Origin of the sequence: Pseudomonas sp. D3-10, from assembly GCF_051132175.1 — a bacterium.
Classification (GTDB): Bacteria; Pseudomonadota; Gammaproteobacteria; order Pseudomonadales; family Pseudomonadaceae; genus Aquipseudomonas.
Map to the genome: position 1 here is coordinate 5,263,255 of NZ_CP071668.1, position 26,676 is coordinate 5,289,930.

17 protein-coding genes are annotated in these 26,676 nt (G+C 62.2%); 2 read left to right on the top strand and 15 right to left on the bottom strand.

Going from position 1 to position 26,676, the window contains the following annotated elements:
- Window positions 1-33: 33 nt before the first annotated feature.
- From J3P90_RS23920 to J3P90_RS23940, 5 genes are all read right to left on the bottom strand, one after another.
- Entirely contained in the window at window positions 34-3,051 is a 3,018-nt protein-coding gene (locus J3P90_RS23920) for a sarcosine oxidase subunit alpha (RefSeq protein ID WP_420764935.1), read from the bottom strand.
- Window positions 3,048-3,377, bottom strand: a complete 330-nt coding sequence (locus J3P90_RS23925) for a sarcosine oxidase subunit delta (protein WP_434561923.1) — start codon at window positions 3,375-3,377, stop codon at window positions 3,048-3,050. The genes J3P90_RS23920 and J3P90_RS23925 overlap by 4 nt, the downstream gene beginning before the upstream one ends.
- 14 nt (window positions 3,378-3,391) lie before the next feature.
- Complete coding sequence (locus tag J3P90_RS23930) at window positions 3,392-4,642, bottom strand: sarcosine oxidase subunit beta (RefSeq protein ID WP_030139293.1); 1,251 nt, start codon at window positions 4,640-4,642, stop codon at window positions 3,392-3,394.
- A gap of 22 nt (window positions 4,643-4,664) precedes the next feature.
- Window positions 4,665-5,918, bottom strand: a complete 1,254-nt coding sequence (gene glyA, locus J3P90_RS23935) for a serine hydroxymethyltransferase (RefSeq protein WP_420764937.1) — start codon at window positions 5,916-5,918, stop codon at window positions 4,665-4,667.
- Between the two features lie 190 nt (window positions 5,919-6,108).
- On the bottom strand, window positions 6,109-6,819 hold the full coding sequence (locus tag J3P90_RS23940; protein ID WP_420764938.1) for a TraX family protein: 711 nt from the start codon (window positions 6,817-6,819) through the stop codon (window positions 6,109-6,111).
- A gap of 193 nt (window positions 6,820-7,012) precedes the next feature.
- Between J3P90_RS23940 and J3P90_RS23945 the strand changes: the two genes are divergently transcribed.
- Window positions 7,013-8,053: a low specificity L-threonine aldolase gene (locus J3P90_RS23945; RefSeq protein WP_434561919.1), complete on the top strand. Its 1,041-nt coding sequence runs from the start codon at window positions 7,013-7,015 to the stop codon at window positions 8,051-8,053.
- Window positions 8,054-8,225: 172 nt separating this feature from the next.
- Here the strand turns inward: J3P90_RS23945 and gbcB are convergent, their stop codons facing one another.
- Window positions 8,226-9,326: a glycine-betaine demethylase subunit GbcB gene (gene gbcB / locus J3P90_RS23950; RefSeq protein ID WP_434561917.1), complete on the bottom strand. Its 1,101-nt coding sequence runs from the start codon at window positions 9,324-9,326 to the stop codon at window positions 8,226-8,228.
- Between the two features lie 284 nt (window positions 9,327-9,610).
- Between gbcB and gbcA the strand changes: the two genes are divergently transcribed.
- Window positions 9,611-10,906 (top strand): glycine-betaine demethylase subunit GbcA, encoded by a 1,296-nt coding sequence (gbcA, locus tag J3P90_RS23955; RefSeq protein WP_434561915.1) that lies wholly within the window; start codon window positions 9,611-9,613, stop codon window positions 10,904-10,906.
- Between the two features lie 116 nt (window positions 10,907-11,022).
- On the opposite strand, the gene J3P90_RS23960 is transcribed toward gbcA, so the two are convergent.
- The 9 genes from J3P90_RS23960 to J3P90_RS24000 all read right to left on the bottom strand — a co-directional run bounded on the left by J3P90_RS23960 (window position 11,023) and on the right by J3P90_RS24000 (window position 26,657).
- Window positions 11,023-12,267: a metallophosphoesterase gene (locus J3P90_RS23960; RefSeq protein WP_420764942.1), complete on the bottom strand. Its 1,245-nt coding sequence runs from the start codon at window positions 12,265-12,267 to the stop codon at window positions 11,023-11,025.
- Between the two features lie 27 nt (window positions 12,268-12,294).
- The gene (locus J3P90_RS23965; RefSeq protein ID WP_434675487.1) at window positions 12,295-14,163 is read right to left on the bottom strand and encodes a hypothetical protein; all 1,869 of its coding nucleotides are present in this window, start codon (window positions 14,161-14,163) and stop codon (window positions 12,295-12,297) included.
- Between the two features lie 153 nt (window positions 14,164-14,316).
- On the bottom strand, window positions 14,317-17,769 hold the full coding sequence (locus J3P90_RS23970; RefSeq protein WP_434675488.1) for a GMC oxidoreductase: 3,453 nt from the start codon (window positions 17,767-17,769) through the stop codon (window positions 14,317-14,319).
- A gap of 1,097 nt (window positions 17,770-18,866) precedes the next feature.
- Window positions 18,867-19,637 carry an electron transfer flavoprotein subunit beta gene (locus tag J3P90_RS23975; RefSeq protein WP_420764945.1) on the bottom strand — a complete coding sequence of 257 codons (771 nt, stop codon included), beginning with the start codon at window positions 19,635-19,637 and terminating at the stop codon, window positions 18,867-18,869.
- 15 nt (window positions 19,638-19,652) lie between these two features.
- The gene (locus tag J3P90_RS23980) at window positions 19,653-20,873 is read right to left on the bottom strand and encodes an electron transfer flavoprotein subunit alpha/FixB family protein (RefSeq protein WP_434675489.1); all 1,221 of its coding nucleotides are present in this window, start codon (window positions 20,871-20,873) and stop codon (window positions 19,653-19,655) included.
- Window positions 20,873-22,822, bottom strand: coding sequence for a dimethylglycine demethylation protein DgcB (gene dgcB / locus J3P90_RS23985; protein WP_434649816.1), 1,950 nt, complete (start codon window positions 22,820-22,822; stop codon window positions 20,873-20,875). Before dgcB ends, J3P90_RS23980 begins: the two co-directional genes overlap by 1 nt.
- 171 nt (window positions 22,823-22,993) lie before the next feature.
- Window positions 22,994-25,054: a dimethylglycine demethylation protein DgcA gene (gene dgcA / locus J3P90_RS23990; protein WP_434649814.1), complete on the bottom strand. Its 2,061-nt coding sequence runs from the start codon at window positions 25,052-25,054 to the stop codon at window positions 22,994-22,996.
- Window positions 25,055-25,069: 15 nt separating this feature from the next.
- On the bottom strand, window positions 25,070-25,600 hold the full coding sequence (locus J3P90_RS23995; protein WP_018612374.1) for a DUF5943 domain-containing protein: 531 nt from the start codon (window positions 25,598-25,600) through the stop codon (window positions 25,070-25,072).
- 79 nt (window positions 25,601-25,679) lie between these two features.
- Window positions 25,680-26,657 carry a dipeptidase gene (locus J3P90_RS24000; protein WP_420765167.1) on the bottom strand — a complete coding sequence of 326 codons (978 nt, stop codon included), beginning with the start codon at window positions 26,655-26,657 and terminating at the stop codon, window positions 25,680-25,682.
- Window positions 26,658-26,676: the final 19 nt, after the last annotated feature.

The window sequence follows — 26,676 nt, forward strand, 5'->3', positions numbered from 1 at the left end:
CTCGCGATTGCGCCCCACAGGATCTCAAGCCAATCAGATGTTCTGCCGATCCCCCTTCGGATCGAAGAACACCGAAGAAACGATCTCTGCCTCGATCACCCGGCCGTCGGCCAATGGCGCGAACACCCGCTCGCCCAGGCGCTTCAAGCCACCCTTGACCACACCCATCGCAAACGAATAACCCAGAGAGTTATGCGCATAGCTGGAGGTGACGTGGCCGACCATCGACATCGGGATCGCCTGCTTGGGGTTGAACACCAGCTGGGCGCCTTCCGGCAGCCAGACATTCGGGTCGATCGGCTTGAGCCCCACCAGTTGCTTGCGATTTTCGCGCACGCAATCTTCGCGATTCATCCCGCGCCAGCCGATCCAAGAGAACGGCTTGGTGCGGCCGACGCACCAGCCCATGTTCAGGTCGTCCGGGGTCATCGAACCGTCGGTGTCCTGACCGACGATGATGAAGCCTTTCTCAGCCCGCAAGACGTGCATGGTCTCGGTGCCGTACGGGGTCAGGTTGTATTTCTTGCCGGCCTCGACGATCTGCTCGAGCACACCCATGGCGTAGTCGGCCTGCACGTTGATCTCGTATGACAGCTCACCGGTGAACGAGATACGGAACACCCGCGCCGGCACGCCGCCCACCAGGCCTTCCTTCCAGGTCATGAACGGGAAGCCGTCCTTGTCCAGGTCGATGTCGGTGACTTCGCTCAGCAGCTTGCGGCTGTTGGGCCCCGACAGGGTCATGGTTGCCCAGTGGTCGGTGACCGAGGTGAAGTACACCTTCAAGTCCGGCCATTCGGTCTGCTGGTAAATCTCCAGCCATTGCAGCACACGAGCCGCGCCGCCAGTGGTGGTGGTCATCAGGAAATGGTTGTCCGCCAGACAGGCTGTCACGCCGTCGTCGAAGACCATGCCGTCTTCCTTGCACATCAGGCCGTAGCGGGCCTTGCCCACGTCGAGCTTGGTCCAGGCATTGGTGTAGATGCGGTTGAGGAACTCACGGGCATCCGGGCCCTGGATATCGATCTTGCCCAGGGTCGAGGCGTCCAGCAGGCCGACGCTGTCGCGCACGGCCTTGCATTCGCGCTTGACTGCGGCGTGCATGTCTTCGCCGTTTTTCGGGAAGTACCAAGGGCGCTTCCATTGGCCGACGTCTTCGAACTCAGCACCGTTTTTTACATGCCAGGCATGCAGCGCGGTGAAGCGCACCGGCTCGAAAATGTGCCCGCAGTGACGGCCGGCCACCGCGCCGAAAGTCACCGGCGTGTAGTTCGGACGGAACATGGTGGTGCCCATCTGCGGGATGCTCACGTTCAGCGAACGGGCCGCGATGGCCAGGCCGTTGACGTTGCCCAGCTTGCCTTGGTCAGTGCCGAAGCCCAGGGCGGTGTAACGCTTGACGTGTTCCACCGACTCGAAGCCTTCGCGGGTGGCGAGTTCGATGGCGGCGGCGGTGACGTCGTTTTGCAGGTCGACGAATTGCTTCGGCGCCCGAGCGGTGGTTTTTTCGTGGGGCACCTGGAACAGCGCCAGGGTCGGTTCTTCGTGACGGCTCAGGGCTTTGGGCAACACGCCCTCCACTGCCTTGAAACCCGCTTCGCTGGCCGCGCGCACGCCGCCTTCGAAACCGTCGGCCAAGCTATCGCCGAGGCTGTACACGCCATTTACACCGCCGACGCACACCCGTTTCTGCGGAGCTTCGCCCGGTACGAAACCGAGGATGTCTTCACGCCAGATCGGCTTGCCGCCCAGGTGCGAAGCCAGGTGTACCACCGGGCTGTAGCCGCCGGAGCTCGCCACCAGGTCGCAGTCCAGCCATTCGCCGGGGCTGGTGACTGTATGGGCGCGCACATCGATCGCGGCAACCCGTGCCCCGGTGACGCGCTTGCTGCCACGGGCTTCGATCACGGCGCTGCCGGTAAGGATGCGGATGCCCTTGGCGCGGGCTTCTTCCACCAGTGCGCCACGTGGGTTGCTGCGGGCATCGGCCACGGCTACCACTTGCAGGCCGGCGTCGAACCAGTCCAGGGCCACGCGATAGGCGTGGTCATTGTTGGTGCTCAGGACCAGTTTCTTGCCCGGCGCCACGCCGTAGCGGCGGATGTAAGTAGAAACCGCGCCAGCCAGCATGTTGCCCGGCACGTCGTTGTTGCCGTAGACCAATGGCCGCTCGCAGGCGCCGGTCGCCAGCACCACGCGCTTGGCGCGGACCCGGTTGATGCGCTGGCGAACCTGGCCGATCGGAGCGCGATCACCCAGGTGATCGGTGAGGCGCTCATGGATGGTCAGGAAGTTATGGTCGTGGTAGCCGTTCACCGTGGCGCGAGGCAGCAACACCACTTCCGGCATCGAGCGCAGTTCAGCCACCGCGGCAGCGACCCACTCGGTCGCCGGCTTGCCGTCCAGACTCTCGCGGGAATCGAGCAGGCTGCCACCGAACTCTTCCTGCTCGTCAGCCAGGATCACGCGCGCACCGCTGCGGGCCGCGGCCAGTGCGGCGGCCAGACCAGCAGGGCCGGCGCCGACGATCAACACGTCGCAGTGACGGTTCATGTAGTCGTAGGTGTCCGGATCGTTCTCGGTCGGCGAGCGACCCAACCCTGCGGCCTTGCGGATGTACTTTTCGTAGGTCATCCAGAACGATTGCGGGTACATGAAGGTTTTGTAGTAGAAGCCCGGCGGCATCAGCTTGCCGCCGACCTTGCCGAGGATCCCCATCATGTCGTTGTTCACGTTCGGCCAGCCGTTGGTGCTGGTGGCGACCAGGCCTTGGTACAGCGCTTGTTGCGTTGCCCTTACGTTCGGAATCTGGGTGGCTTCGGTGGCACCGATCTGCAGCACCGCGTTCGGCTCTTCGGCGCCGGCGGCGAAAATGCCGCGCGGACGGGAATACTTGAAGCTGCGACCGATGATGTCGACCCCGTTGGCCAGCAGCGCGGCGGCCAGGGAGTCGCCCTCGAAGCCTTTGTAGGTCTGGCCGTTGAAGGTGAAGCTCAGCACTTTGTTACGGTCGATCCGTCCGCCGTTGGACAGGCGATTGATCTGGCTCATACCTTCTCTCCCAGAGCCTGCGCGGCCGCTTTCGGACTGTCAGCCTTGTCGGTGAATTGCGGCTTTTGACCGATCTTATAGGTTTCGAGAATTTCGTAGGTCACGGTGTCACGGGTCGCGTTGAAGTACTGGCGGCAACCGGCGGCATGGATCCACAACTCGTGATGCAGGCCGCGAGGGTTGTCGCGGAAGAACATGTAGTCGCCCCACTCCTCGTCGGTGCAGGCGTTCGGGTCCAGTGGACGCGGGATATGCGCCTGGCCGGATGCATGGAATTCCTCTTCGGAGCGCAGTTCGCCGCAGTGAGGACAGAAGATGTGCAACATGGGGATTTCTCCTGTTAGTGGGCGACGGCAGCAGCGCCGTGTTCGTCAATGAGTGCGCCGTTGTGGAAACGGTCGATGGAAAACGGCGCGGCCAGCGGGTGCATTTCACCCTTGGCCAGGCTTGCGGCAAACACGTTGCCCGAGCCAGGTGTGGCCTTGAAACCACCGGTGCCCCAACCGCAGTTGAAGAACATGTTCGGCACCGGGGTCTTGGAGATGATCGGGCAGGCGTCCGGGGTGGTGTCGACGATGCCGCCCCACTGGCGGTTCATGCGCACCCGCGAGAGCACCGGGAACATTTCGACGATGGCCTGGATGGTGTGCTCGATCACCGGGTACGAACCACGCTGGCCGTAGCCGTTGTAGCCGTCGATACCGGCGCCGATCACCAGGTCGCCCTTGTCGGACTGGCTGATGTAGCCGTGTACGGCGTTGGACATGATCACACTGTCGATGATCGGCTTGATCGGCTCCGATACCAACGCTTGTAATGGGTGGGACTCAACCGGCAGGCGGAAGCCCGCGAGCTTGGCCATGTGCCCGGAGTTACCGGCGGTTACCACGCCGACACGCTTGGCGCCAATGAAGCCCTTGTTGGTTTCAACGCCGATGCACACGCCGTTTTCCTTGCGGAAACCGATCACTTCGGTCTGCTGGATCAGGTCCACGCCCAACGCGTCCGCCGCCCGGGCAAAGCCCCAGGCCACGGCATCGTGACGGGCCACGCCGCCGCGACGCTGGACGGTGGCGCCCATCACCGGGTAGCGGGTGTTTTTCGAGCAATCCAGGTATGGGATTTCGTCGGCCACTTGCTTGGCGTTGAGCAGCTCGCCGTCCACGCCGTTGAGGCGGTTGGCGCTGACGCGACGCTCGGAATCACGGATGTCCTGCAGGGTATGGCACAGGTTGTAGACGCCACGCTGGGAAAACATCACGTTGTAGTTCAGGTCCTGGGACAGGCCTTCCCAGAGTTTCATCGCATGTTCGTACAGGTGGGCCGACTCGTCCCACAGGTAGTTGGAGCGCACGATGGTGGTGTTGCGCGCGGTGTTACCGCCGCCCAGCCAGCCCTTCTCGACCACGGCCACGTTGGTGATGCCGTGTTCCTTGGCCAGGTAATAGGCGGTCGCCAGGCCATGCCCGCCACCGCCGACGATGACCACGTCATAAACCTTTTTCGGCGTCGGCGTGCGCCACATCCGCTGCCAGTTTTCATGGTGGCTGAGTGAGTGTTTGAAGAGGCCGAAGCCCGAATAGCGTTGCATAGTCATTTACTCCAAAACCGACTCAGCGATAAACCGGGAAGTCCGCGCACAGGGCCGCCACTTGCTGCGCGACATTGGCCTCGACATCGGCATCGCCGAGGTTGTCGAGGATGTCGCAGATCCAACCGGCCAGCGTGACGCACTGGCTGACCTTGAAACCGCGCGTGGTCACCGCCGGGGTACCGATACGCAGGCCCGAGGTCACGAACGGCGATTGCGGGTCGTTCGGCACGGCGTTCTTGTTGACGGTGATGTGGGCGCGGCCCAGGGCGGCGTCGGCGTCCTTGCCCGTCAGGCCCTGGCGAATCAGGCTGACCAGGAACAGGTGATTATCGGTGCCGCCGGATACCACATCGTAGCCACGCTTGATGAACACGCCAGCCATGGCCTGGGCGTTTTCGATCACTTGCTGTTGATAGGCCTTGAAACCTGGTTCCAGGGCCTCCTTGAAGCACACGGCCTTGCCGGCGATCACGTGCATCAGCGGGCCGCCCTGGGCGCCGGGGAATACCGCGGCGTTGAGCTTCTTCTCGATTTCTTCGTTGGACTTGGCCAGGATCAGACCGCCACGGGGACCGCGCAGGGTCTTGTGGGTGGTGGTGGTGACCACGTCGGCGTACGGCAGTGGGTTTGGGTACAGGCCGGCGGCAACCAGGCCAGCGACGTGGGCCATGTCGACGAACAGCAGCGCACCGACCTTGTCGGCGATCTGGCGGAAGCGTGGAAAATCCAGGGTCTTGGAGTAGGCAGAGAAACCGGCAACGATCATCTTCGGCTTGCACTCGACCGCCAGGCGCTCGACTTCGTCGTAGTCGATCAGGCCGGTGGTGGTGTCGATGCCGTATTGCACCGCGTTGTAGAGTTTGCCTGAGGACGACACTTTCGCACCGTGAGTCAGGTGACCGCCGTGGGCCAGGCTCATGCCCAGGATGGTGTCACCGGCTTGCAGCAGGGCCAGGTAGACGGCGCTGTTGGCCGACGAACCGGAGTGGGGCTGGACGTTGGCGTAATCGGCGCCGAACAACTGCTTGGCGCGCTCGATGGCCAGGGCCTCGACCTTGTCGACGTGCTCGCAGCCACCGTAGTAGCGCTTGCCCGGATAGCCTTCGGCGTATTTGTTGGTCAAGCCGCTGCCCTGGGCCTGCATCACACGCTTGCTGGTGTAGTTCTCGGACGCGATCAGTTCGATGTGGTCTTCCTGGCGTTGCTCCTCGGCATTCATCGCCGCCAGCAGTGCATCATCGTAGCCTTGGATTTGGTCTTGCTTGCTGAACATCGCGTCTCTCCCAGCGGCGGCGGTGCGCCTTTCGTCTCGGTGAGGCACGGACCGTTTCGGTCGTGCCCTTTGGATGCGATGGTATGGCCGGCGCAGGCAGGTCAAATGCCTATGGACGCCACGCAAAGGTGCGTTTACGACATGGGATCAAATGGAATCGAACACTTCCCTTGTGGTGAGAGAACAAGGGTTATGCAAAGGCTTGGCGAACCGCGAGCAACAGCAGAAAGTGCGCGGGATAGAGCAGATAGGCCCAACGTCGCATCGGCACCGGATGAAAACGACCCGCGTGTCGCAAAAGCACCAGGCCCAGCCCTGGCGCGATCAGGCAAGCCACCAACCCCCACAACGCCACCGCATCCCCCAGCCACGCGGCGCCATACAGCACCCGCCATTGATTGGCCGCCACGCACACCAGTCCCGGCAGCAAGGCCAGAAACAGCGAGCGCTTGAACGCCAGCAATGTCGCCAGTGGCAGCAGCACCCCATAGAAGCCAAACATCAACCGCGACGAAAACAGCGCCGCCAGCAGCAACGCCATCGCGGCCAGGCATCGCGCTTCCAAGGTGGGCGTCTGCCAACAACGCGCTACCAATAACCCAAGCACCAACGTAGGCATGACATTCAAGGTGGCGGGGGCGGGAATGAACAAGCGGTAGGGAATTTCGCTGACGGCGCTGAACAGCAACAGCCAGCCCAGGTAGCGCCACGCATCGGTGCCGGCGGCGCCGCCGCTGCGCGCCAGGTTTGCCGCCATCGCCAGGCAGAACCACGGAAACGCCAACCTCCCCGGCACATACAGCCAATCGACGGAAAAACCGACATATCGCAGATGATCGAGGACCATCGACAACAGAGCCAGCCACTTGAGCAGGTCCAGGGCGCCGTCGCGTCGACTCATGTGCGTCGCGGCCCTGGGGCTTTGTGATTTTCTGACAGAAACATCCCGTATGTTCCCCCGCTAATCTTGGGTAAAGTGCGCACCAACATAGACCACGGCGTTGCGCACTCAAGCACGCCGGACCAAGGAACCCCCATCCGGGAATTCCGCCAGGGATCTCTTACCCAGGACTCTCTAATCAAGGAGCACGGCCATGACCGACAAGAGTCAACAATTTGCCAGCGACAACTATTCCGGCATCTGCCCTGAAGCCTGGGCGGCCATGGAAGAAGCCAACCAGGGCCACCAGCGCGCCTACGGCGACGACGAGTGGACCCATCGCGCGGCGGATGATTTCCGTGCCTTGTTCGAAACCGACTGCGAAGTGTTCTTCGCGTTCAACGGCACGGCGGCCAACTCCTTGGCGCTGTCCTCACTGTGCCAGAGTTATCACAGCGTGATCTGCTCGGAAACCGCCCACGTCGAGACCGACGAATGTGGCGCGCCGGAATTCTTCTCCAACGGCTCCAAGCTGCTGGTGGCACGCACCGAGAACGGCAAGCTGACGCCCGACTCGATCCGCGAGGTCGCCCTCAAGCGCCAGGATATCCACTACCCCAAGCCGCGCGTCGTGACCCTGACCCAGGCCACGGAAGTGGGCAGTGTCTACACGCCGGAGGAAATCCGCGCCATCAGCGTCACCTGCAAGGAGCTGGGCCTGAACCTGCACATGGACGGCGCGCGATTCTCCAACGCCTGCGCCTTCCTCGGCTGCACCCCGGCAGACCTGACCTGGAAGGCCGGCGTGGACGTGTTGTGCTTCGGCGGGACGAAAAACGGCATGGCGGTGGGCGAAGCAATTCTGTTCTTCAACCACGACCTGGCCGAAGACTTCGACTACCGCTGCAAACAGGCCGGGCAACTGGCGTCGAAAATGCGCTTCCTGTCCGCGCCCTGGGTCGGCCTGCTGCAAAACGACGCCTGGCTCAAGCACGCCCGCCACGCCAACCGCTGCGCGCAATTGCTGGCGGAGCTGGTCAGCGACATCGAGGGCGTGGAACTGATGTTCCCGGTCCAGGCCAACGGGGTGTTCCTGCAACTCTCGGAGCCGGCTATCGCCGCGCTGACGGCCAAGGGCTGGCGCTTCTACACCTTCATCGGCAAGGGCGGCGCACGCTTCATGTGCTCGTGGGATACAGAAGAGGCGCGGGTGCGGGAATTGGCGGCGGATATTCGGGAAGTGATGGCCGCCTGAAGCAACGACCCATCGCTTCAGGCTTTTTGAGCTTTTGTGGCGAGGGAGCTCGCTCCCGCTGGGCTGCGCAGCAGCCCCATGCGGTCTATCAGGTAGTCCCCACCTACCAGATGACGACTGCTGCGCAGCCGAGCGGGAGCAAGCTCCCTCGCCACAGAGGGCCCGCCGCGATTTAAAACTCGATCCGCACATCCCCCTTCGGCACGCTGCAGCACGACAGGATATAACCCTCGGCCTCGTCGTCCTCGGTGATCCCGCCGTTGTGCTCCATCTCCACTTCCCCGCCCAGCTTCAACACCTTGCAAGTGCCGCAGATGCCCATGCCACAAGCCTTGGGGATCATCAGGCCGAGCTTGGCGGCGGCCGCGTGGACGGTTTCGCCCGGTGCTACGCCGATGCTCTTGCCGGAGGCGACGAATTCCACTTGGTGCAGGTCCGCCTGGTCAACTTCCGGTGCGTCAGCGGCCTGTTCGGCCTGTTCCACCGCATCGGCGCGGGCTTCCGGTGGCGTGGCGCCAAAGGATTCCTCGTGATAACGCTTCATGTCGTAGCCGGCGGCTTCCAGCAGGCGCTTGACCGCACTCATGTACGGCGTCGGGCCGCAGCAGAACACTTCGCGCTCGAGGAAATCGGGCACCATCAATTCCAGCATCTTGTGATTCAAGTATCCGCGGTACCCGGCCCACGGCTCGCCCAGGCCATGTTTTTCGCAGATCAGGTGCAAGCTGAAGTTGTCGATCCGCGACGCCATGTGCTCCAGCTCGCGGTGGTAGATGATGTCCTTGGGCGAGCGAGCGCTGTGGACGAAGGTCATGTCGACGTTGGCGTTGGTATCGTAGAACCAACGCGCCATGGACATGCACGGCGTAATTCCCACGCCACCGCTGAGGTAAAGCACTTTCGGACTCGGGAAATCGATGGCGTTGAACAGCCCCACCGGCCCGTGCACCGCCAGTTCCTGGCCCTCGTGCAGCGTATCGTGCAGCCAGTTGGAAACCTTGCCCCCCGGCACGCGCTTGATGGTCACCGAGAAGCTGTAGGGCACCGACGGCGAACTGGAAATGGTGTAGGAACGCATGATCGGCTGGCCTTCGATTTCCAGCTCCAGGGTGACAAATTGCCCGGGCTTGAAAAAGAACATGATCGGCTGGTCGGCCATGAAACAGAATGTGCGCACATCCCAGGTTTCCTGGATGACTTTGACGCAACGAACGATATGTCGGCCATTGGCCCAGGTCTGGGTGGTGACCGGGTTCAGGAAATTATTGGACATGCTGATCTCCACGGCCGACTGTCGGCCTTAATGATGGCGATTGTGCTTAGGCGCCTGTACCGCCATTTACCTATCTGCGACATTCACATACTTATCGCGACCAGCCCCCAACTACCGGGGCTTGCGCGTCGGGAACAGATTGGGCCATGTCGCCCATGGATAAGGTTGCGCCCCTGCGCGGCCCCACACTCGCCCCAACAGACAATCACAAATTTCTGCCTTGCGTAGCACAACCGATCAGCCACTTTTTTGATGGTCTCGTAGAGGACCATGAGGACAAAACGATGGACGTCACCACCACCCTGAGCCTGGGCGATCCGCTGGAACCCGCACGCAAGGCCACCGCGCAGATGCTGCAAGAGCGCGAGCGCACCTTTTCGCTGCCGCAGCCGTTCTACTCCGATGAGCGCTTGTTCGATATCGACATGCAGGAAATTTTCCAGAAGGAATGGTTGATCGCCGGCATGACCTGCGAAATCCCGGCCAAGGGCAACTACCTGACGCTGCAGATCGGCAAGAACCCGATCATTGTGATTCGCGGCGCCGAGGGCGTGGTGCATGCCTTCCATAACGTCTGCCGCCACCGTGGTTCGCGGCTGTGCACCAGCGACAAGGGCAAGGTCGCCAAACTGGTCTGCCATTACCACCAGTGGACCTACGAACTGGACGGTCGCCTGCTGTTCGCCGGCACCGAGATGGGTGCCGACTTCGACATGAAGCAGTACGGCCTCAAGCCGGTGAACGTGAAGACCGCCGGCGGCTACATCTTCATCAGCCTGGCCGAGAACCCACCGGCCATCGATGATTTCCTGTCGACCCTGAACCACTACATGGAACCCTACGACATGGAGAACACCAAGGTGGCGGTGCAAACCACCTTGATGGAAAAGGCCAACTGGAAACTGGTGCTGGAGAACAACCGCGAGTGCTACCACTGCAACGCCTCGCACCCTGAACTGCTAAAAACCTTGCTGGAATGGGACGACGTCACCGACCCACGCGCCGACCAGGCGTTCAAGGACCACGTGGCCGCTTCCGCCGCCGCCTGGGAAGCCGAGAAGATCCCTTACGCCCACGCCAGCTTCGGCCTGCGCAACCGCATCGTGCGCATGCCGCTGCTCAAGGGCACCGTGTCGATGACCATGGACGGTAAGCAGGGCTGCGCCAAGCTGATGGGCCGCATCAAGAACCCGGACCTGGGCTCGATGCGCATCCTGCACCTGCCGCACTCGTGGAACCACTGCATGGGCGACCACATCATCGTGTTCACCGTGTGGCCGATCAGCGCCCAGGAAACCATGGTCACCACCAAGTGGCTGGTGCACAAGGACGCGGTCGAAGGCGTCGACTACGACGTAGAGCGCATGCGCCAGGTCTGGGACGCCACCAACGACCAGGACCGTCGCCTGGCCGAGGAAAACCAGCGCGGCATCAACTCCACCGCCTACCAGCCGGGCCCGTACTCCAAGACCTATGAGTTCGGCGTGGTGAATTTCGTGGATTGGTACAGCGAGCGCTTGCTCAACAACCTGGGGGCCGAACCTGCGCCGTACCTCAAGGGCGTTCCGGTCCAGGGCTAAGTCAGAAGCATCGTTGGATCGCCGCCCGGAGCAAGCTCGCTCCCACAGGTTCTGTGACCGACACAGAACCCTTGTGGGAGCGAGCCTGCTCGCGATAGCGGCCTGACATTCACCGACTACCTGGAAGACCACCGCACACTGCCATCCTCCCCATAAAACGTCTCGACAATCTCCTCCCCCCTCAGCTGAACCTTCACATACCCATTCAACACCCGCTCCGGATACGTCTCGTCCCCCGCCAGTTCAGTTTCCGACCATAGCACCCGGGCATGCCCGTTCAACTCGCTGGTGGTGCCATAGGGAATCGCCCCGTGCCCGGCGCAGCGCGCATGCAGCCCACCTTGGGGTGCGTAACAGATTCCATTGTGCAAATGGCCCCAATACCAATAATCCGGCTCGCGCCCCAGGGCGTCGCAGACCGGTTGATAAAGCGCGGTCTTGTTGTGCCCTGAAATGTCGAAGCCTTGGTGATGACTGAGCACCATGAGCTTCTTGCGCTTGGGCAGGGTTTTCATCCACTCGATCTGCTGGGTGTTGAGGGTGCCGTCCATGTACAGGTTCATTGCGTCCGAAGCGTAGGCACTGTCGAGCCCGACCACCAGCCAGTCGTCGTTGTACAAGGCGAAATAACTGGTGCCCTGTTGCACCGGAAAACGCGACGCCAGCTCCTTGAAGTAGCCATGGGCGCCGCTGTACATCTCATGGTTGGAGTTGAGGGTGAACGACCCATGCTTGCCCTGCGGCCACCCGGCCATGTCGACATCTTCCTGGGAATGCGTGCCGGCGTAGTAGACATCGCCCAGGTGGATGGTGAAGTCAGCCTGGGCCAGTTGCATCTGGTTGGCGACGGCCACCGCGGGTGCGTGACTGTCGAACGGCCCGGTGCCCCAGTCGCCTGCGATGGCGAGCACCACGTCGTTGTCCATTTTCACCAGCGCCGGGGTGGTGGCGAACGTCGCGTGGTGGCGCAGGTTTTCAATCCATTTGAGCAGCGCCTCGCTCCACAGCAGGTCCAGCAATTCCCATTTTCGGCACCCCAGCAAGGTGCCGTCCTTGAGTACTCGGGTGCGCAGTTCGTCTTCGCTTTGCGGCAAGGCGCTGGCGTTGCCGATCTTCAGGATCGACAAGCCATGAGCGAGCTCCCAGGGCACGGCCGGCTCATCGTCCGGCAGATCGCCGTGATCGATGACGTGCCGGGCCTGGTCATGGCCTCGCTGCAGCAGCTTGACGATGGCCTGGAATTCCTCCGGTTCAAGATCGTTGACGAGTTTTTTCCAAGACATTTCCAGCCGCGTGACCAACCCATGCAGGCGGACCTTGACCTTGTCGAACTCATGTTCCCAATGATGCAGTAATGACATGTGGACGCTCCTTCGTTGTGCCCTGGACTACAGGGTCTTCATGAATTCGATCAGGGCCCGCTTGTCGACGTCCGACAGTTGCGTGCCATACAGGTGACCGCCGTTGTGATTGCCTTCCAGGCGGGTGTCGTATTTGAAATCGGCCGACGCCTTCATCTGCGCGCCGCTGGTGATGAAGCCGACCTTCTCCTGGTCGTAGATATCGGAGCCGGTGTAAAAGACCTGCGGACGCTGCTCCGGCGCTTGCAGCAAATCCCACAAGGTCGGCACCGAGCCGTTGTGCAGGTACGGCGCACGCAACCAGATGCCGTCGGTGGGCGTGTTGCTGTAGCTCTGGGTCTTGCGGTAGGCGCCGAAGTCGAACGGCGGTTTCTTGAAGCCGTGGAACGCGCTCACCAGGCCGGTGGTAAAGGAGTTCAGGCGATGGGGATCGGTGCCCAACTGGTCGATATTGGTGGTGACTTGCCCGGTATCGCTGCGCCCGAAATCGTGGCAACCGGCGCAGTTTTGATCCCAGATCGGCTTGCCCTGGGCAACTTTTCCTTGGTCCAGGGCGAACGGCCACGCCGGCGCCTTGTGGCCAAGCAGCCAGTTGGTCACGCGGTTGAAACTAGGCGGCAGTACCGATCCCGGCGTCGCGCCCACGGCCATGGCGGCGGCGTAGTTGCGTTCGTGGATCTTGTTGTTATTGCCGTCCCAGTGCAGGTACATGGATTCGCGAGGTTTCTGGTTCCACACCTGGGGCAAGTCCACGGTGCCGATGGTGGAGTCATCCGGGAAGCCAAAGACCACCATTTTGGTCGGGTTGAAGGTGTCGGTCCGCCCTGGCCCCTGGGCCGGACGCAGCTTCTGCCAGGCATAGGCCTGCTTCTGCTTGAGCAACGCGCTTTTTGCCATTGGGATGATCAGGTAGCGGTTGTAGAGCTTTTCGAAAAAGCCCAGCTGGAACTTGCCGTTGATCGCTGCCATGACGGCGTCGGGGGTGAATTTCGGGTCGCTGGCACACTCGTAGGCGAACCATTGGAAGGCTTGCAGTTGCAGGGTATTGGCCGGCGCGGCGGCGACGGGCACCGCGACGTCGGAGGCATTGGCCCGATACGAACCGGTATGGCACAGGGCGCAGTTCGGCTCCACGGTGGGGTAGCCGAGCTGCCGCTTGGCCATGCCGATGGGCAGGTCGTTGCCATTTTCATAGAGAAAACCGAACACCTCGTAGCCGCCTGGCTTGGGCATTTTTTCCGGACACATCTGCGGCAGCACGGCGAACAGGTAATAGGGAATCCGCGCCTCGATGCCCAGGCCGATGGCGGCGTATTTGTAGTGATCTTCATCGGATGCGAAGTTCGGTTGCGGCACTTCCCGGATCATCTGGTACCAGGTCTGGTAGCCGATGAAACCCAACAACAAGACCACCACCAACGTGCCGACCCTGAACGCGTGGCTCTGCCAGCGCAGCGCCCAGCCGGCGCGCCACTCGCGCCAACCGGCCTGGAGCAAGGCCAGCGGACGGCTGGCCACCGGGCTGCCCAGGTAAAGCAGCACGCCCAGGATCAGGAACATGCTCAGGTCGCCCATCAACATCGGCACGAACAACGAGCCCTGGTTGTTGGTGTTGATCAGGTAGATCCAGAACACCACCGCCACCAGCCGCGACAGCACGCACAACCACGAATGCACCACGAAACGCGGCGCGTTGAAGCCCGAAGGCATGTAGAACAGGCTGATCCCCACCAGCAACATGCCGGTGTTCTCCAACCAGGGATCGGACAGCACGGGCGGCAGGCCAAGCATGGACGTCAGCAACGCCGGCGCGAACAGCGCCGGGATCGCGAAGACCATGTTCATGACGATGCCGATCCAGATGATGCGTTGGAACCAGCGGATGTGAGCGTTCATGGCATCCTTTTCCTTATTCTTGACTCACCACAAAACCCATGTGGCGTGGGAGCTTGCTCCCGCTGGGCCGCGTAGCGGCCCCCAAGACTTCAAAAGCGACGACTGCTTCGCAGCCGAGCGGGAGCAAGCTCCCTCGCCACCGAGGGCAGCCAGCTAGCCCAGCGCCATTTTCTCCAGGTGCTCAAGAATGATCGGATACACATCCACCACCGCATCCTTGCCGAACATGCAGTCGATGTGACCGTAGCCGGGTATCTCGTGGCGGCTGAACAGTTGCGGGCCATGCATGTCGCACAGCCGCTCGTAGGTCTTGAGGGTGCTTTGCGGCAGGTAGCACTGGTTGTCGGCACCGCTGATGAAGCAGATCGGCAAACTCAACCGATCGAAATGCGGCATGTAGACGTCGTTGCCCTTGAAGTCCACCAGATGCCCCTTGCGCACGATCAACGCCAGATGCTCGAAGGTCTGGATGTTCGACTCGCCGAACAACTCGTGCAGGTTGTCGTGCAGGGTTTCGTTGAGAGTGTCGTGGCGGTACAGCGAGGCGTACATGAACGTGATGCGGTGGCAGACCGGGTTGGTGCAATAACCCTGAGCCTCGATCCGGGCATAGCCATTGAGGGCCTTGTCGTAGAGTTTGTTGAACCAGCTTTCCTTGGTGTCGGCGTAGGCCGTCATGGATTTGATGCCGATGGCATCGAGCACTCCCGGCAGGTGCAGACCGGCCTTGAGCCCCGTGGCGGTGGCGACCACCGTGTCGGCCGCGATCTGCGAGCAAACCACCGAACGCACGCCCTGCAACCCGGCGAGCATCGACATGAAGAAGGTCGTCGCGCCATAGCAATGCACCACGCATTGCACGTCGCGGGCCAGGGTTGCCTGCTGGATCTGCTCGATGGCCGCCTTGAAGTCATACTGGGCCACCTGGTCGCCATTCCACTCATGCTTGCTGGCCGGCAGCAGGATGCTGACGCGCAGGTCCAGTAGCCAGACGTCATATTCGTGCTTGCACAGGTACTCCAGCAGGTTGGTGTGGATGGTGTCGGTGGAGAAGATATTCGAGCCCACGCCCAGGCCATGCACCAACATCACGGGGCCTTTGCTGCCAGCTTGGTAGCGGGTCAGGCGAAGCTCGACGTTATCTTCGGTCTGGAAGAAATGCACCACCGGGGCCGGCGCATCCAAGGGGCGTTTCAAGCGTGGCGGCGCGTCCGGGTTGAAGTAGACGTCGCCGGCGAAGACACCGCCGTAGCTTTCCCACAAGATACCCGCGAAGAACTTGCCGAACCGCGCCAACGCCTCCACGCGCTCGCGCTCATTGCGGGCGTTGAGCACTTTCATGGTGGTCATCTGCCTGGCGAAGTCGGCCGGCAGAATGTGCATGACGCCGGAGCCGAGCACCGCACCGGTCTTGTCCGGCCCGCGATAAAGCGTGACGTACAGCGTGCTGGTGTCGTGCCAGATGTTCAGCACGCCGTTGTCCTCGGGCACGGTCTTGAAGGCGCTGAAGTAATAATCGCTGCCGTCTTCAGCGGTCAGCTTCATGTCGTAGTTCATGTGCCGCACGCCGACCTGTTCCTGGTATTGCTCGAACAGGTTGAATACGCCATTGCTGGCAACCAGGGGCTTGGGCGACAGCAGCGGCGCATCGAGGGTGCCCACCAGCGTCGCGGCGTGCTCCGGCTCCTTGATCAGGCGATTGAGGTCGGCGGCGGTGATGGTCAGGGTGAACTCAATGGGTGAGTTATCGGCCTGGCCGCGCTTGGCCGCTGCTTCGTAAAGGCTGAGGTCGGTGCCTTGGGGCTGGGTGAACGCCGTGGAGAAGAAGCCCTTCATGGTTTCGGTGAACTGCACGCCGAGGGTTGGCGCCGCCACCGGTTTGCGCGGCGCCGACGGTAGCGTGTAATCGATCAGCCAGCCGCGATCAGCCGCCAGCAGCCCCATGTTGCGCTCACTCACTGCTGAAATCGTCAGCAAGGGATTGACCGCCAGAGAGGTCGGAATCACCGAGCCGTCCGTCACATACAGGCCCGGGTAGACGTCGGTGCCGCTGGCGCCGCTGAACACCTGGCCCTTGTGGTTGACCACGCCCTGGACCGCGTCCTCGCCCATCACGCAACCGCCCAGTGGATGAACCGAAACGATGCTGTGCTTGAGCAACTTGGTCCAGATCGGATTCTCGACCCAGATCCCGCCCAGGGCCTTGGTGCTCTGGTGCAGGCGCTCGTTGCCAAGGGTGACGTTTTCCTGCTCGCCGACACCGGGCCAGTCGATGCGCAGTTGGTCCTTGTTATCGAGCACCATGCGGCCCTTGCCGTTGTCATGGCTCATGATCAAATAGGTCTGCATGTTGTGCAGCGCGCCGTAATACGGCCCACGCAGGAAACTCTCGGCCTCGCGGCCCTTGTACTTGAGGCTGGCACCGAAGCCGGTGTCGGTGGGCACGCCGATCGTTTCGGCGAACGCCGCCATGCTTGGCACCATGGCTCGGCCGAGGGCGCCGGGGATCGAGCCCTCCTCGATCACCATGCGGCTGCGCCAGTCGCCCTCGGTGCGCATGTCGATGACCGACGTAATGCATGGCCCCACCGGCTCGAGTTCCTTGGCCGAATGGGCGCCAAAGCCAATGCCGTTGATCACTTGATCGCAGTTATGGCCGAAACCGAGGATGTCACCGTTGCCGCTCATGTTTTCGCCCAACTGGGCGGACATCGACAGGCCCTTGTCCCGCGAGCGCAGCATGATTTCGGTGGAACCCAGGGTGCCGGCGGACACCACCACGATGTCCGCGCGCACAAAGAGCGTCGGCGCCGAAAACATTTCGCGACCGCTGTCCAGGTATTGGAAATGCACGATCCAGCCGTCACCCTCGCGCTCCAGGTGACGCACCTCGGCCTGGCAGAAAATCTCCGCGCCATGGTTCCAGGCATCCGGCAGGTAGTTCATCAGCGTGGTGTTCTTGGCCTTGTTGTTACAGCCCGAGACGCAGTCGCCACAGCCATTGCACGGCAGTTGCTCAACGCCGACGTGATTGAGATTGTTGGGCAGCTTGTCGAAGGTGACGTTGATCGGCGGTTTGTAGAAGTGGGCGCCTTGCTTGAGGTAGTCCGCCGACTTCTTGTGGGCGTCGAGCTTGGGCAGGTTCGGCGAGGACGCCGGATAAGGGTTGGGCTTGAGCATTTCACGGGCCCGGGCGTAGCCGTCCTTGAGCAAAGTATCGCTGTGCTCGCGCATCGCCAGGGGCCAGCGCGGGTCCTCGAAGACACCGGGCTCGGCTTCCAGCGCAACGTTGGCGTTGATCAGCGAGGTACCGCCCAGGCCACACCCGACCACGACGTTCTGCTGGGCGTTGACGTGCAGGTCGAACAACCCGGTGCGCGAACCGATGTGGCCGTCCGGGTCATGCACCTGCAATTCTTCGGTGGCGGCGAGCAAGGTATTGGGATACTCGCCGGGCTGGATCTCCCGGCCGCGCTCCAGCAGACAGACCTTGCGCCCGGCCCGGGACAAGCGTGACGCGGCGATACCGCCGCCGTAGCCGGAACCAATGACGATAACGTCGTAGTGCTCCTTGATTTCACTGATGGGGGTCGAGATCCGTGTCATGTTCAAGTCCTCTCAGGCAGAAGGGGCAACTCTGCGGTTGCCTGTAAATTCACAGGCGCAGGAACGCCTGGCCACTATCCCGTATGGGTTGAAGCGGCAGTCAACGGTGACTGGGGAAAAGCTCAGGTGTTATAGGCGTGCACGCTGATTGGCCCCGCGACGATGGGTGCGTCGAAGCGGCGAGACGGCAGGCGTAGGGATGCATGTCGGGGCTGAAGCGGGAAACGGTTGGGGGGCCTTGCTATCCATCGTGCGTTCTCCCTGAACCAGATATGGATAATGTTCGCTGTCCTTGTGCCATGAGTGAAGACAGGCGACACCCCTACGTCAAGGCAGTTCCTTAGAACTGTATGAAATTTGATCTATCGCGATTAGCACTAAGCCGGCCGTGGCTTCCAGAGTTCCGCGAACAAGTTATCCACATGACCACCCACAGCAAATGGGGACAAATGTGCACGCGCCGGCAATTTGCTGAGGGCCAATGTGAATAAAATCCGTGACTTATCAAACGGCAACAGTTTCCTGACGGTGTGAGTGTTTTTTGATCAGCGCTCTGAGAGCCTTTGGTTTAGCGGGCTACAGGGCATAGCGAACACCTTATCCACAGAAGCGCCAACAGTGTTTGGGGGTAACTTTGACGGTTTTGTGGAAAACCCATTTCACGCCCTATAGATCCATGTTTTCCAGTGGTTTTCCGGGTGACGGCGCGAATCTGGCTATTATTTGATCAGCGCCGCGAAAGCCGCGAAGCGCTTGGCCTGTAGCGGACAGCGAACATCTTATCCACAGAAGCGCCAACAGAGATTGGGGGCAAGTTTTGCTCGAAGCGGGGTTTTATTCACGGAGAAAAGCCAATAAAAACCGTAAGTTAGGCTGGCTGTTTTTTGATCGAAGGGCTACAGCGCCTGATTGGCGTGGGCCGTAGCGAGGGGCGAACAGGTTATCCACAGAGGCGCACACAGGGATTGTGAGTAACGCCGAACAAACTATGGGAGCGAGCCTGTTCGCGAAGACGGCGCATCGGTCGATACCTTCAGCGGCTGACGGAATGTCTTCGCAAGCAGGCTCGCTCCACAGGGTTTTGTTTTGAATTGGGTTTAACGAACCACCCCTTCCTCTACCAACAACTTGAGAATTGCCTCTGCCCCTGCCTCCGGGCTCACGCCCTTGAGCACCTGCCCGCCCCCGCCGCTGGCCTTGGCCGTGGCGGCTTTCATGCGATCGGCGCCGCTCTTGGCCTTGATCACTTTCAGGCGCTTGGGCCTTGGCTTGGCCGGTTGCAGGGTCGCCACGGCCAACAACGTATCGTCGATGACCTCGACCTCTTCAGCATGCAACGCCCCACGCCGCGCCGGGCCGTAGGCGCTTTGCCGAGGTTTTGGCGCGGCGTTATCCACAGTGGCGAGAAATGGCAGGCGCACCTTGAGCCGCCGCCGCTGACCACGGGGCAAGGCTTGCAACACCAGGGCCGCGCCGTTTTCGATGGATTCGACCTGGGCCAGCCCCACCACCAGCGGCCAACCGAGGCTCTCCGCTAGCAAAAATGGAAGCATGCCCGAACCTTCGCCGGTTTCCGCCTGGCTGCCGGTCAGCACCACCTGGGCGCCGGCGTCACGCAGATAGTCGGTGAGGGCCGGCAGCGCGTCGGCTCCGACGGGGTTTTCCAGGACGTGAAGTTCATCCAGCCCCATGCCCAGATAAGCGCGCAACGCCGGTTCCGCCACATCCCCGGCATGCAGCACTTGCAGGTCGTTGCCGGCCAGCTGCAGGCCCAGTTCCACGGCACGGGCGTCTTGCTCGGCGCGCCGTGGCCGACCGGAGGTCGGGTGGGCGCCGATGGAGACAAGGCTGATCACTTGGGTACTCATGAACGTTTCCTTAGCTTAAGCCGCATCGCGCCTGGCTTCGTTGCGGTAAGCCTCTACCGCCGCGATCAGGGCCTGGAGAATCGCCGCGCTGTCACCGATCACCGACAGGTCCGCCCGTTTGATCATGTCGCAGCCCGGATCGAGGTTGATCGCCACCACCTTGTCGCAGGCGCCGATGCCTTGCAGGTGTTGAATTGCCCCGGAAATTCCCACGGCCACGTAGACCCGCGCCGTAACCCAGGTTCCGGACGCACCGACCTGACGATCGCGAGCCATGAAGCCATCGTCCACCGCCACCCGCGAAGCGCCTTCGGTGGCGCCCAAGGCCGCCGCCGTCCTGTGGAACAGCGCCCAGTCCTTGACGCCGTTGCCGCCGGAGAAAATGAACTCGGCCTCGGCCATCGGAATCGCACCCGGGTCAACCGCCACCGCGCCGAGGTCTTCAATGCGCGAGAGGCTGCGCGCCACGCTTGTGGATAACTCCACCGGCAGGGCTTCGTGACGGGTTTCGCTGACCGGCTCGGCGCATTCGGCGGCGGCCAGGATCAACCGCGCCAATGGCCGAGCGAGGTCTTGCAGCCCCGCACCGGCGCGGCCGACGCAGGCCTCGTCCTTAACCTGCCAGACCCGCGTGGCCGGGCGCTCGCCCAAGGCCGCGGCAAAGCGCCGACCCAGTTCGCCACCACCGCTGCGGCTGTCGGGCAGCAGCCAGTGGCGTGGGTTGAACTGGTTATCCACAGCCCGTAACCCTTGTACCCGTTGCTCCGGTGCATAACCGCTGAATTCCTCCCCATCGAGCACCAGCAAGCGGTCCACGCCCGCCGTGGCGAAGGTGTTCTCCTTGTGCTCGCCGAAGACCACGGCCAGCACCGCCCCGTCACTGCCGGCCAGCTGATGGGCCAGGCCCAGCAAATCGCGGTCGTGGCTGCTGAGGCGGCCGCCGACCATATCCGGCACAACGCTGATGTAGAACGCCGGTTGCACGACTTGATGCAGTGGCAATTGCACTTGCGTCGCGGCAGTGCGTTTGGTTGCACCGCCCTGCTGGGCACCGCTACGGTCGATGCGCTTGATGCCGTTGGGGCCGATGAAACCGACGCCATGGACGTTCTTGCGAATGACGCCGTTGGGCCCCATCCAGCTGTGCTGCACCGGTTGCATGGCCGTGTGCAACGGGTGCAGGCGGTTGCGGGCAATCCACTCGGCGCGAGGGTCGCGGCGGATGATGTCGCTCATTAATGCACCTCCGCAGGTTCACGTTTGGCCGGCGCCACAGGCTTGCGCGGCGCAGCCTCTTCAAGCAGCGCGTCGGCCACCAGTTCGGCAATGTCCTTGATCATCGGCCGAGGTTCGACCACGCCTTCGAGCATCGCGGTGCATTGTGGACAACCCACCGCCACCAGCTCGGCGCCGGTTTCACGGATGTCTTCCATGCGCATGTCCGGGATGCGCTGCTTGCCCGGGATGTCGGTGATCGGCGCCCCGCCACCACCGCCGCAGCAACGCGAACGGAAACCGGAACGCTGCATTTCCTTCACCTCGATGCCGAGCGCACGAAGCACTTGGCGCGGCGCTTCATATTCGCCGTTGTAGCGGCCCAGGTAGCAAGGGTCGTGATAGGTCACGCTGTCGCCCTTGTGCTGGCCTAGATTCAGCGCGCCGGCGTCGATGATCTCGGCCATATAGGTGCTGTGGTGCTGCACCAGGTAATTGCCATCAAAGGCACCGTATTCGTTTTTCAACACGTGAAAGCTGTGGGGGTCGCACGTGACGATGCGGTTGAAGCTGTATTTGGCCAGGGTCTGGATATTGCGCTTGGCCAACAGCTGGAACGTCGCTTCATCACCCAGGCGCCGGGCCACGTCGCCGCTGTCGCGCTCCTCGAGACCGAGCACGGCGAAGTCGATTTTCGCCGCCTTGAGCACTTTGACGAAGGCGCGCAGGGTGCGCTGGTTGCGCATGTCGAAGGCGCCGTCGCCGACCCAGAACAGAACGTCGGTGGATTTCTTCTCGCTGAGCAGGTCGAGGTTCAGGTCCGCCGCCCAGTTCATTCGCCCGCCCGGGGCGAAGCCGCCGGGGTTATCGGTGGCGATGAGGTTTTCCAATACTTCGGCGCCCTTGTTCGGCGTCGCGCCTTTTTCCAGGGTCAGGTGACGGCGCATGTCGACGATGGCATCGACGTGCTCGATCATCATCGGGCATTCCTCGACGCAAGCCCGGCAGGTAGTGCAGGACCACAGGGTCTCGGCGTCCACCAGGCCGTTGACGATCGGCTGATGTGGATTGCCGCCGTGCTCACCCACCGGTTTGCCTGGATAAGGGCTGCCGGCGAATTTCGCATCGGTGCCGCCGGCCAGGCCGACGACCATGTCCTGGATGAGTTTCTTCGGGTTCAACGGCTGGCCGGCGGCGAACGCCGGGCAAGCCGCTTCGCACTTGCCGCACTGCACGCATGCGTCAAAGCCCAGCAGTTGGTTCCAAGTGAAGTCCTTGGGTTTTTCCACGCCCAGCGGTGCGGCAGGATCGTTCAGGTCCAACGGTTTGAGACCGGTGGAACGGCCGCCACCGAAGCGCTCGGCGCGGCGGTGCCAGGCCAGGTGCAGGGCACCGGCGAAGGCGTGTTTCATCGGCCCGCCCCAGGTCATGCCGAAGAACAATTCCGACACGCCCCACAACACGCCGACACCGAGGATCGCCGCCACCAGCCAGCCGCCAAAGTTTTCCGGAAGGATGCCCGCCACCGGCAGCGTCACCAAAAAGAACGACACCGAGAAGGCCAGCAGGCTTTTCGGCAGGCGCATCCACGGGCCTTTCGACAAGCGCGCCGGCGGGTTGCGCCGACGTAGGTACATGAAGATCGCGCCCACGAACATCACCGCCGACATCAGCAGCAAGGCGTAGCCGAGGATGCGGTTGTGCAGGCCAAAACCGTGGACCAGGATCGCCAACACAATCGACGCCACCGCACCACCCGCCGTGGCGACGTGGGTGTTGGCAATGTATTTGTCCCGCGCCACCACATGGTGCAGATCCACCATGTAGCGTTTGGGCATGGCAAAAAGTCCGCCGATCAGATCGACCTTGGCCGGTCGTCCCCGGCGCCACATGTTCACCCGCCGCAAGGCGCCGAGGGCAGCGAGGCCCAGGGCTGCGAACAGCAGGATTGGAAGAAGGGTGTTCAACATAGGTGTTGCTCCCAAAGACCTCAGGGTCTTGCAGGCCAAACTGCGTGGATGCCTTGCCCGATTCCTGTGGGAGCGAGCCTGCTCGCGAAAGCGGTGGATCAGTCAATCCAACAATGACTGACAAAATGCATTCGCGAGCAGGCTCGCTCCCACAGGGTTATCCACAAGCCGTTAGAAATCCTTGCACAACCGCAGGGCGTCGTAGATGGCCGCGTGGGTATTACGCTGGGCCACGCAGTCGCCGATGCGGAACAGCAGGTAACCGTCGCCGCTCTGCTCCAGGCACGGCTGGGGTTTGATCGCGAACAGGGCTTCGACGTCGATCTGGCCCTTGTTGCGCGAACCTTCCTTGAGCGCGTAGTAGATTTCTTCGTCCGGCCGCACGCCGTTCTCCACCACCACTTGGTCGACCACGCGTTCTTCCTTGGCGCCGGTGTATTCGTTCTCCAGCACCGCCACCAGCTTGTCGCCTTCGCGGTAGACCTTTTCCAGCATCATGTCCCCGGTCATGATCACTTCCTTGGGGTACATGCTGCGGTAGTAGGTGGGGAACGAAGTCCCGCCAATGGCCACGCCCGGCTTGATGTCGTCGGTGACGATCTCGACCTGGCTGCCCTTGTCGGCGAGGAAGTCGGCCACCGACATGCCGGTGAATTCGCAAATGGTGTCGTAGACCAGCACGTTCTTGCCCGGCGCGACCTTGCCGTCGAGCACGTCCCAGCTGCTGACCACCAGCCCTTCGGCGGCGCCCCAGTGTTCGTTCTGCTCCACGTTCGGATGACCGCCGACGGCGAGCACCACCACGTCCGGACGCAGATCCATGATGGTCGGCGCGTCCGCCGCCACGCCCAGGCGCAGGTCGACTTTCAACCGCGCAAGTTCCAGTTGGAACCAGCGGGTGATACCGGCGATCTGGTCCCGTTGCGGCGCTTTCGAGGCGGTGGTGATCTGTCCGCCGATGAATTCCTTCTTCTCGAACAGGGTCACGTCGTGCCCACGTTCGGCGGCCACGCGCGCCGCTTCCATCCCGGCCGGGCCGGCACCGACCACCACGACTTTGCGCTTGGGCCCGGTGGACTTCTCGATGATGTGCGGCACGCCCATGTATTCACGGGACGTCGCGGCGTTCTGGATGCACAGCACGTCCAGGCCCTGGTACTGGCGGTCGATGCAATAGTTGGCGCCGACGCACTGCTTGATCTGGTCGACCTGGCCCATTTTGATCTTGGCGATCAGGTGTGGGTCGGCAATGTGGGCGCGGGTCATGCCGACCATGTCGACGTAGCCGCCCTCCAGGATCCGCGTGGCCTGGTTCGGGTCCTTGATGTTCTGCGCGTGCAGCACCGGGACCTTGACCACTTCCTTGATACCGGCGGCCAGGTGCAGGAACGGCTCCGGTGGATAACTCATGTTCGGAATGACGTTCGCCAGGGTGTTGTGGGTGTCGCAACCCGAACCCACCACGCCGATGAAATCGAGCATGCCGGTATCGTCGTAGTACTTGGCGATCTGCTTCATGTCCTCGTGGGATAAGCCGTCCGGGTGGAACTCGTCACCGCACAGGCGCATGCCCACGCAGAAGTCGTCGCCCACTTCGGCGCGCACGGCCTTCAGCACTTCCAGGCCGAACTTCATGCGGCCTTCGAAGCTGCCGCCCCATTCGTCGGTACGCTTGTTGACCCGCGGGCTCCAGAACTGGTCGATCATGTGCTGGTGCACGGCCGACAGCTCGACGCCGTCCAGGCCCCCGGCCTTGGCACGCCGCGCGGCCTGGGCGTAGTTGCCGATCACCCGCCAGATTTCTTCCGGCTCGATGGTCTTGCAGGTGGCACGGTGCACCGGCTCACGCACGCCGGACGGCGACATCAGGGTCGGCCAGTTGAAGCCGTCCCAACGCGAGCGACGGCCCATGTGGGTAATCTGGATCATGATCTTGGCGCCATGCTTGTGCATGGCGTCGGCCAGGTTCTGGAAATGCGGGATGATACGGTCGGTGGACAGGTTCACCGAGCTCCACCATTCCTGCGGGCTGTCGATGGCAACTACCGACGAGCCACCGCAAATCGCCAGGCCGATGCCGCCCTTGGCCTTCTCTTCGTAATACTTCACGTACCGGTCGGTGGTCATGCCGCCGTCGGTGGCGTAGACCTCCGCATGCGCGGTGCTGAGCACGCGGTTGCGGATGGTCAGCTTGCCGATCTGGATCGGCTGGAACATTGCTTCAAAAGCCATGGCGCGATCCTCGACTTACAACGGCTTGACGATGAACAGGCCGTCGTCGTGGCCTTCTTCGGAACCGCCGTAGACCTGCTCGGCCACGGTGCGGATCTGGCTGCCGCGCGCGGCGAGGATCTGGTCCATGGCGCCGGCGAACCAGCCGGTGAACATGTAGTCGACCTTGCGCCCGACCTTGCCGTACACATAGACGAACGCCGAGTGTTCGAGCTTGACGCTGGCGGTGCCTTTGTCCAGGTCAATGTCCTGGATCTTGAACAGGCCCCAGCCACGCTGCGACAGGCGCTTCATGTAGTGCTCGAACACCGCGACGCCTTCCAGGCCGTGGCATTCGGCTTCTTTTTCACACCAGTGCCAGGCAGATTTGTAGCCAGCCTTGTAGAGAATCTCGGCGTAGGCGTCGGCGCCCAGCACTTCCTCGATGCCCATGTGGTTGTTGACGAAAAAGTGGCGCGGCACGTACAGCATCGGCAGGGCGTCGGAGGTCCAGACACCGGTTTCGCTGTCGACTTCGATAGGCAGTTGCGGGGCGATCTTGGCCATGAAAACTTGACTCCGGAAATTCGTGATGTGCCTGCGGCGCGAGTGGCCGCAGGTAAAGGATTCAGTGACGCGACGGCGTTTATTCGCCCCAGACATCTTTCAAAATGTTGACCCAGTTTTCGCCCATGATCTTGCGCACCACCCGCTCCGGGTGACCGCGCTTGAGCAGCGTTTCGGTGAGGTTAGGAAACTCGCCCACGGTGCGGATGCCCAGGGGGTTGATGATCTTGCCGAAGCTGGTCAGACGACGGGCGTAGCCCTTGTCGTGGGTCAGCATTTCGAAGAAGTCCTGGCCGTGACCCTGGGTGAAGTCGGTGCCGATGCCGATGGCGTCCTCGCCGACGATGTTCATGGTGTACTCGATGGCTTCGGCGTAGTCGTCGATGGTCGAATCGATGCCCTTGGCCAGGAACGGCGCGAACATGGTCACGCCCACGAAACCACCGTGGTCGGCGATGAACTTCAGCTCTTCATCGGATTTGTTGCGCGGGTGTTCTTTGAGGCCGGACGGCAGGCAGTGGGAGTAGCAGACCGGTTTCTTCGATTCGAGGATGACTTCCTCGGAGGTCTTGGAGCCAACGTGGGACAGGTCGCACATGACGCCGACGCGGTTCATCTCGGCGACGATTTCGCGACCGAAGCCCGACAGGCCGCCGTCGCGCTCGTAGCAACCGGTGCCCACCAGGTTCTGGGTGTTGTAGCACATCTGCACCACACCGACGCCGAGCTGCTTGAAGATCTCGACGTAGCCGAGCTGGTCTTCGAAGGCATGGGCGTTCTGGAAGCCAAAGATAATGCCGGTCTTGCCCTGTTCCTTGGCGCGGCGGATGTCGGCGGTGGTTTTCACCGGGATCACCAGGTCGCTGTTCTCGCGGATCAGTTTCTGGCTGGCAACGATGTTGTTGATGGTGGCCTGGAAACCTTCCCACACCGACACCGTGCAGTTGGCTGCGGTCAGGCCGCCCTTGCGCATGTCTTCGAACAGGTCGCGGTTCCACTTGGCAATGATCAGCCCGTCGATAACGATGCTGTCGGCGTGCAATTCGGCTGGGCTCATCAGGCAGTCCCCTTGTTGG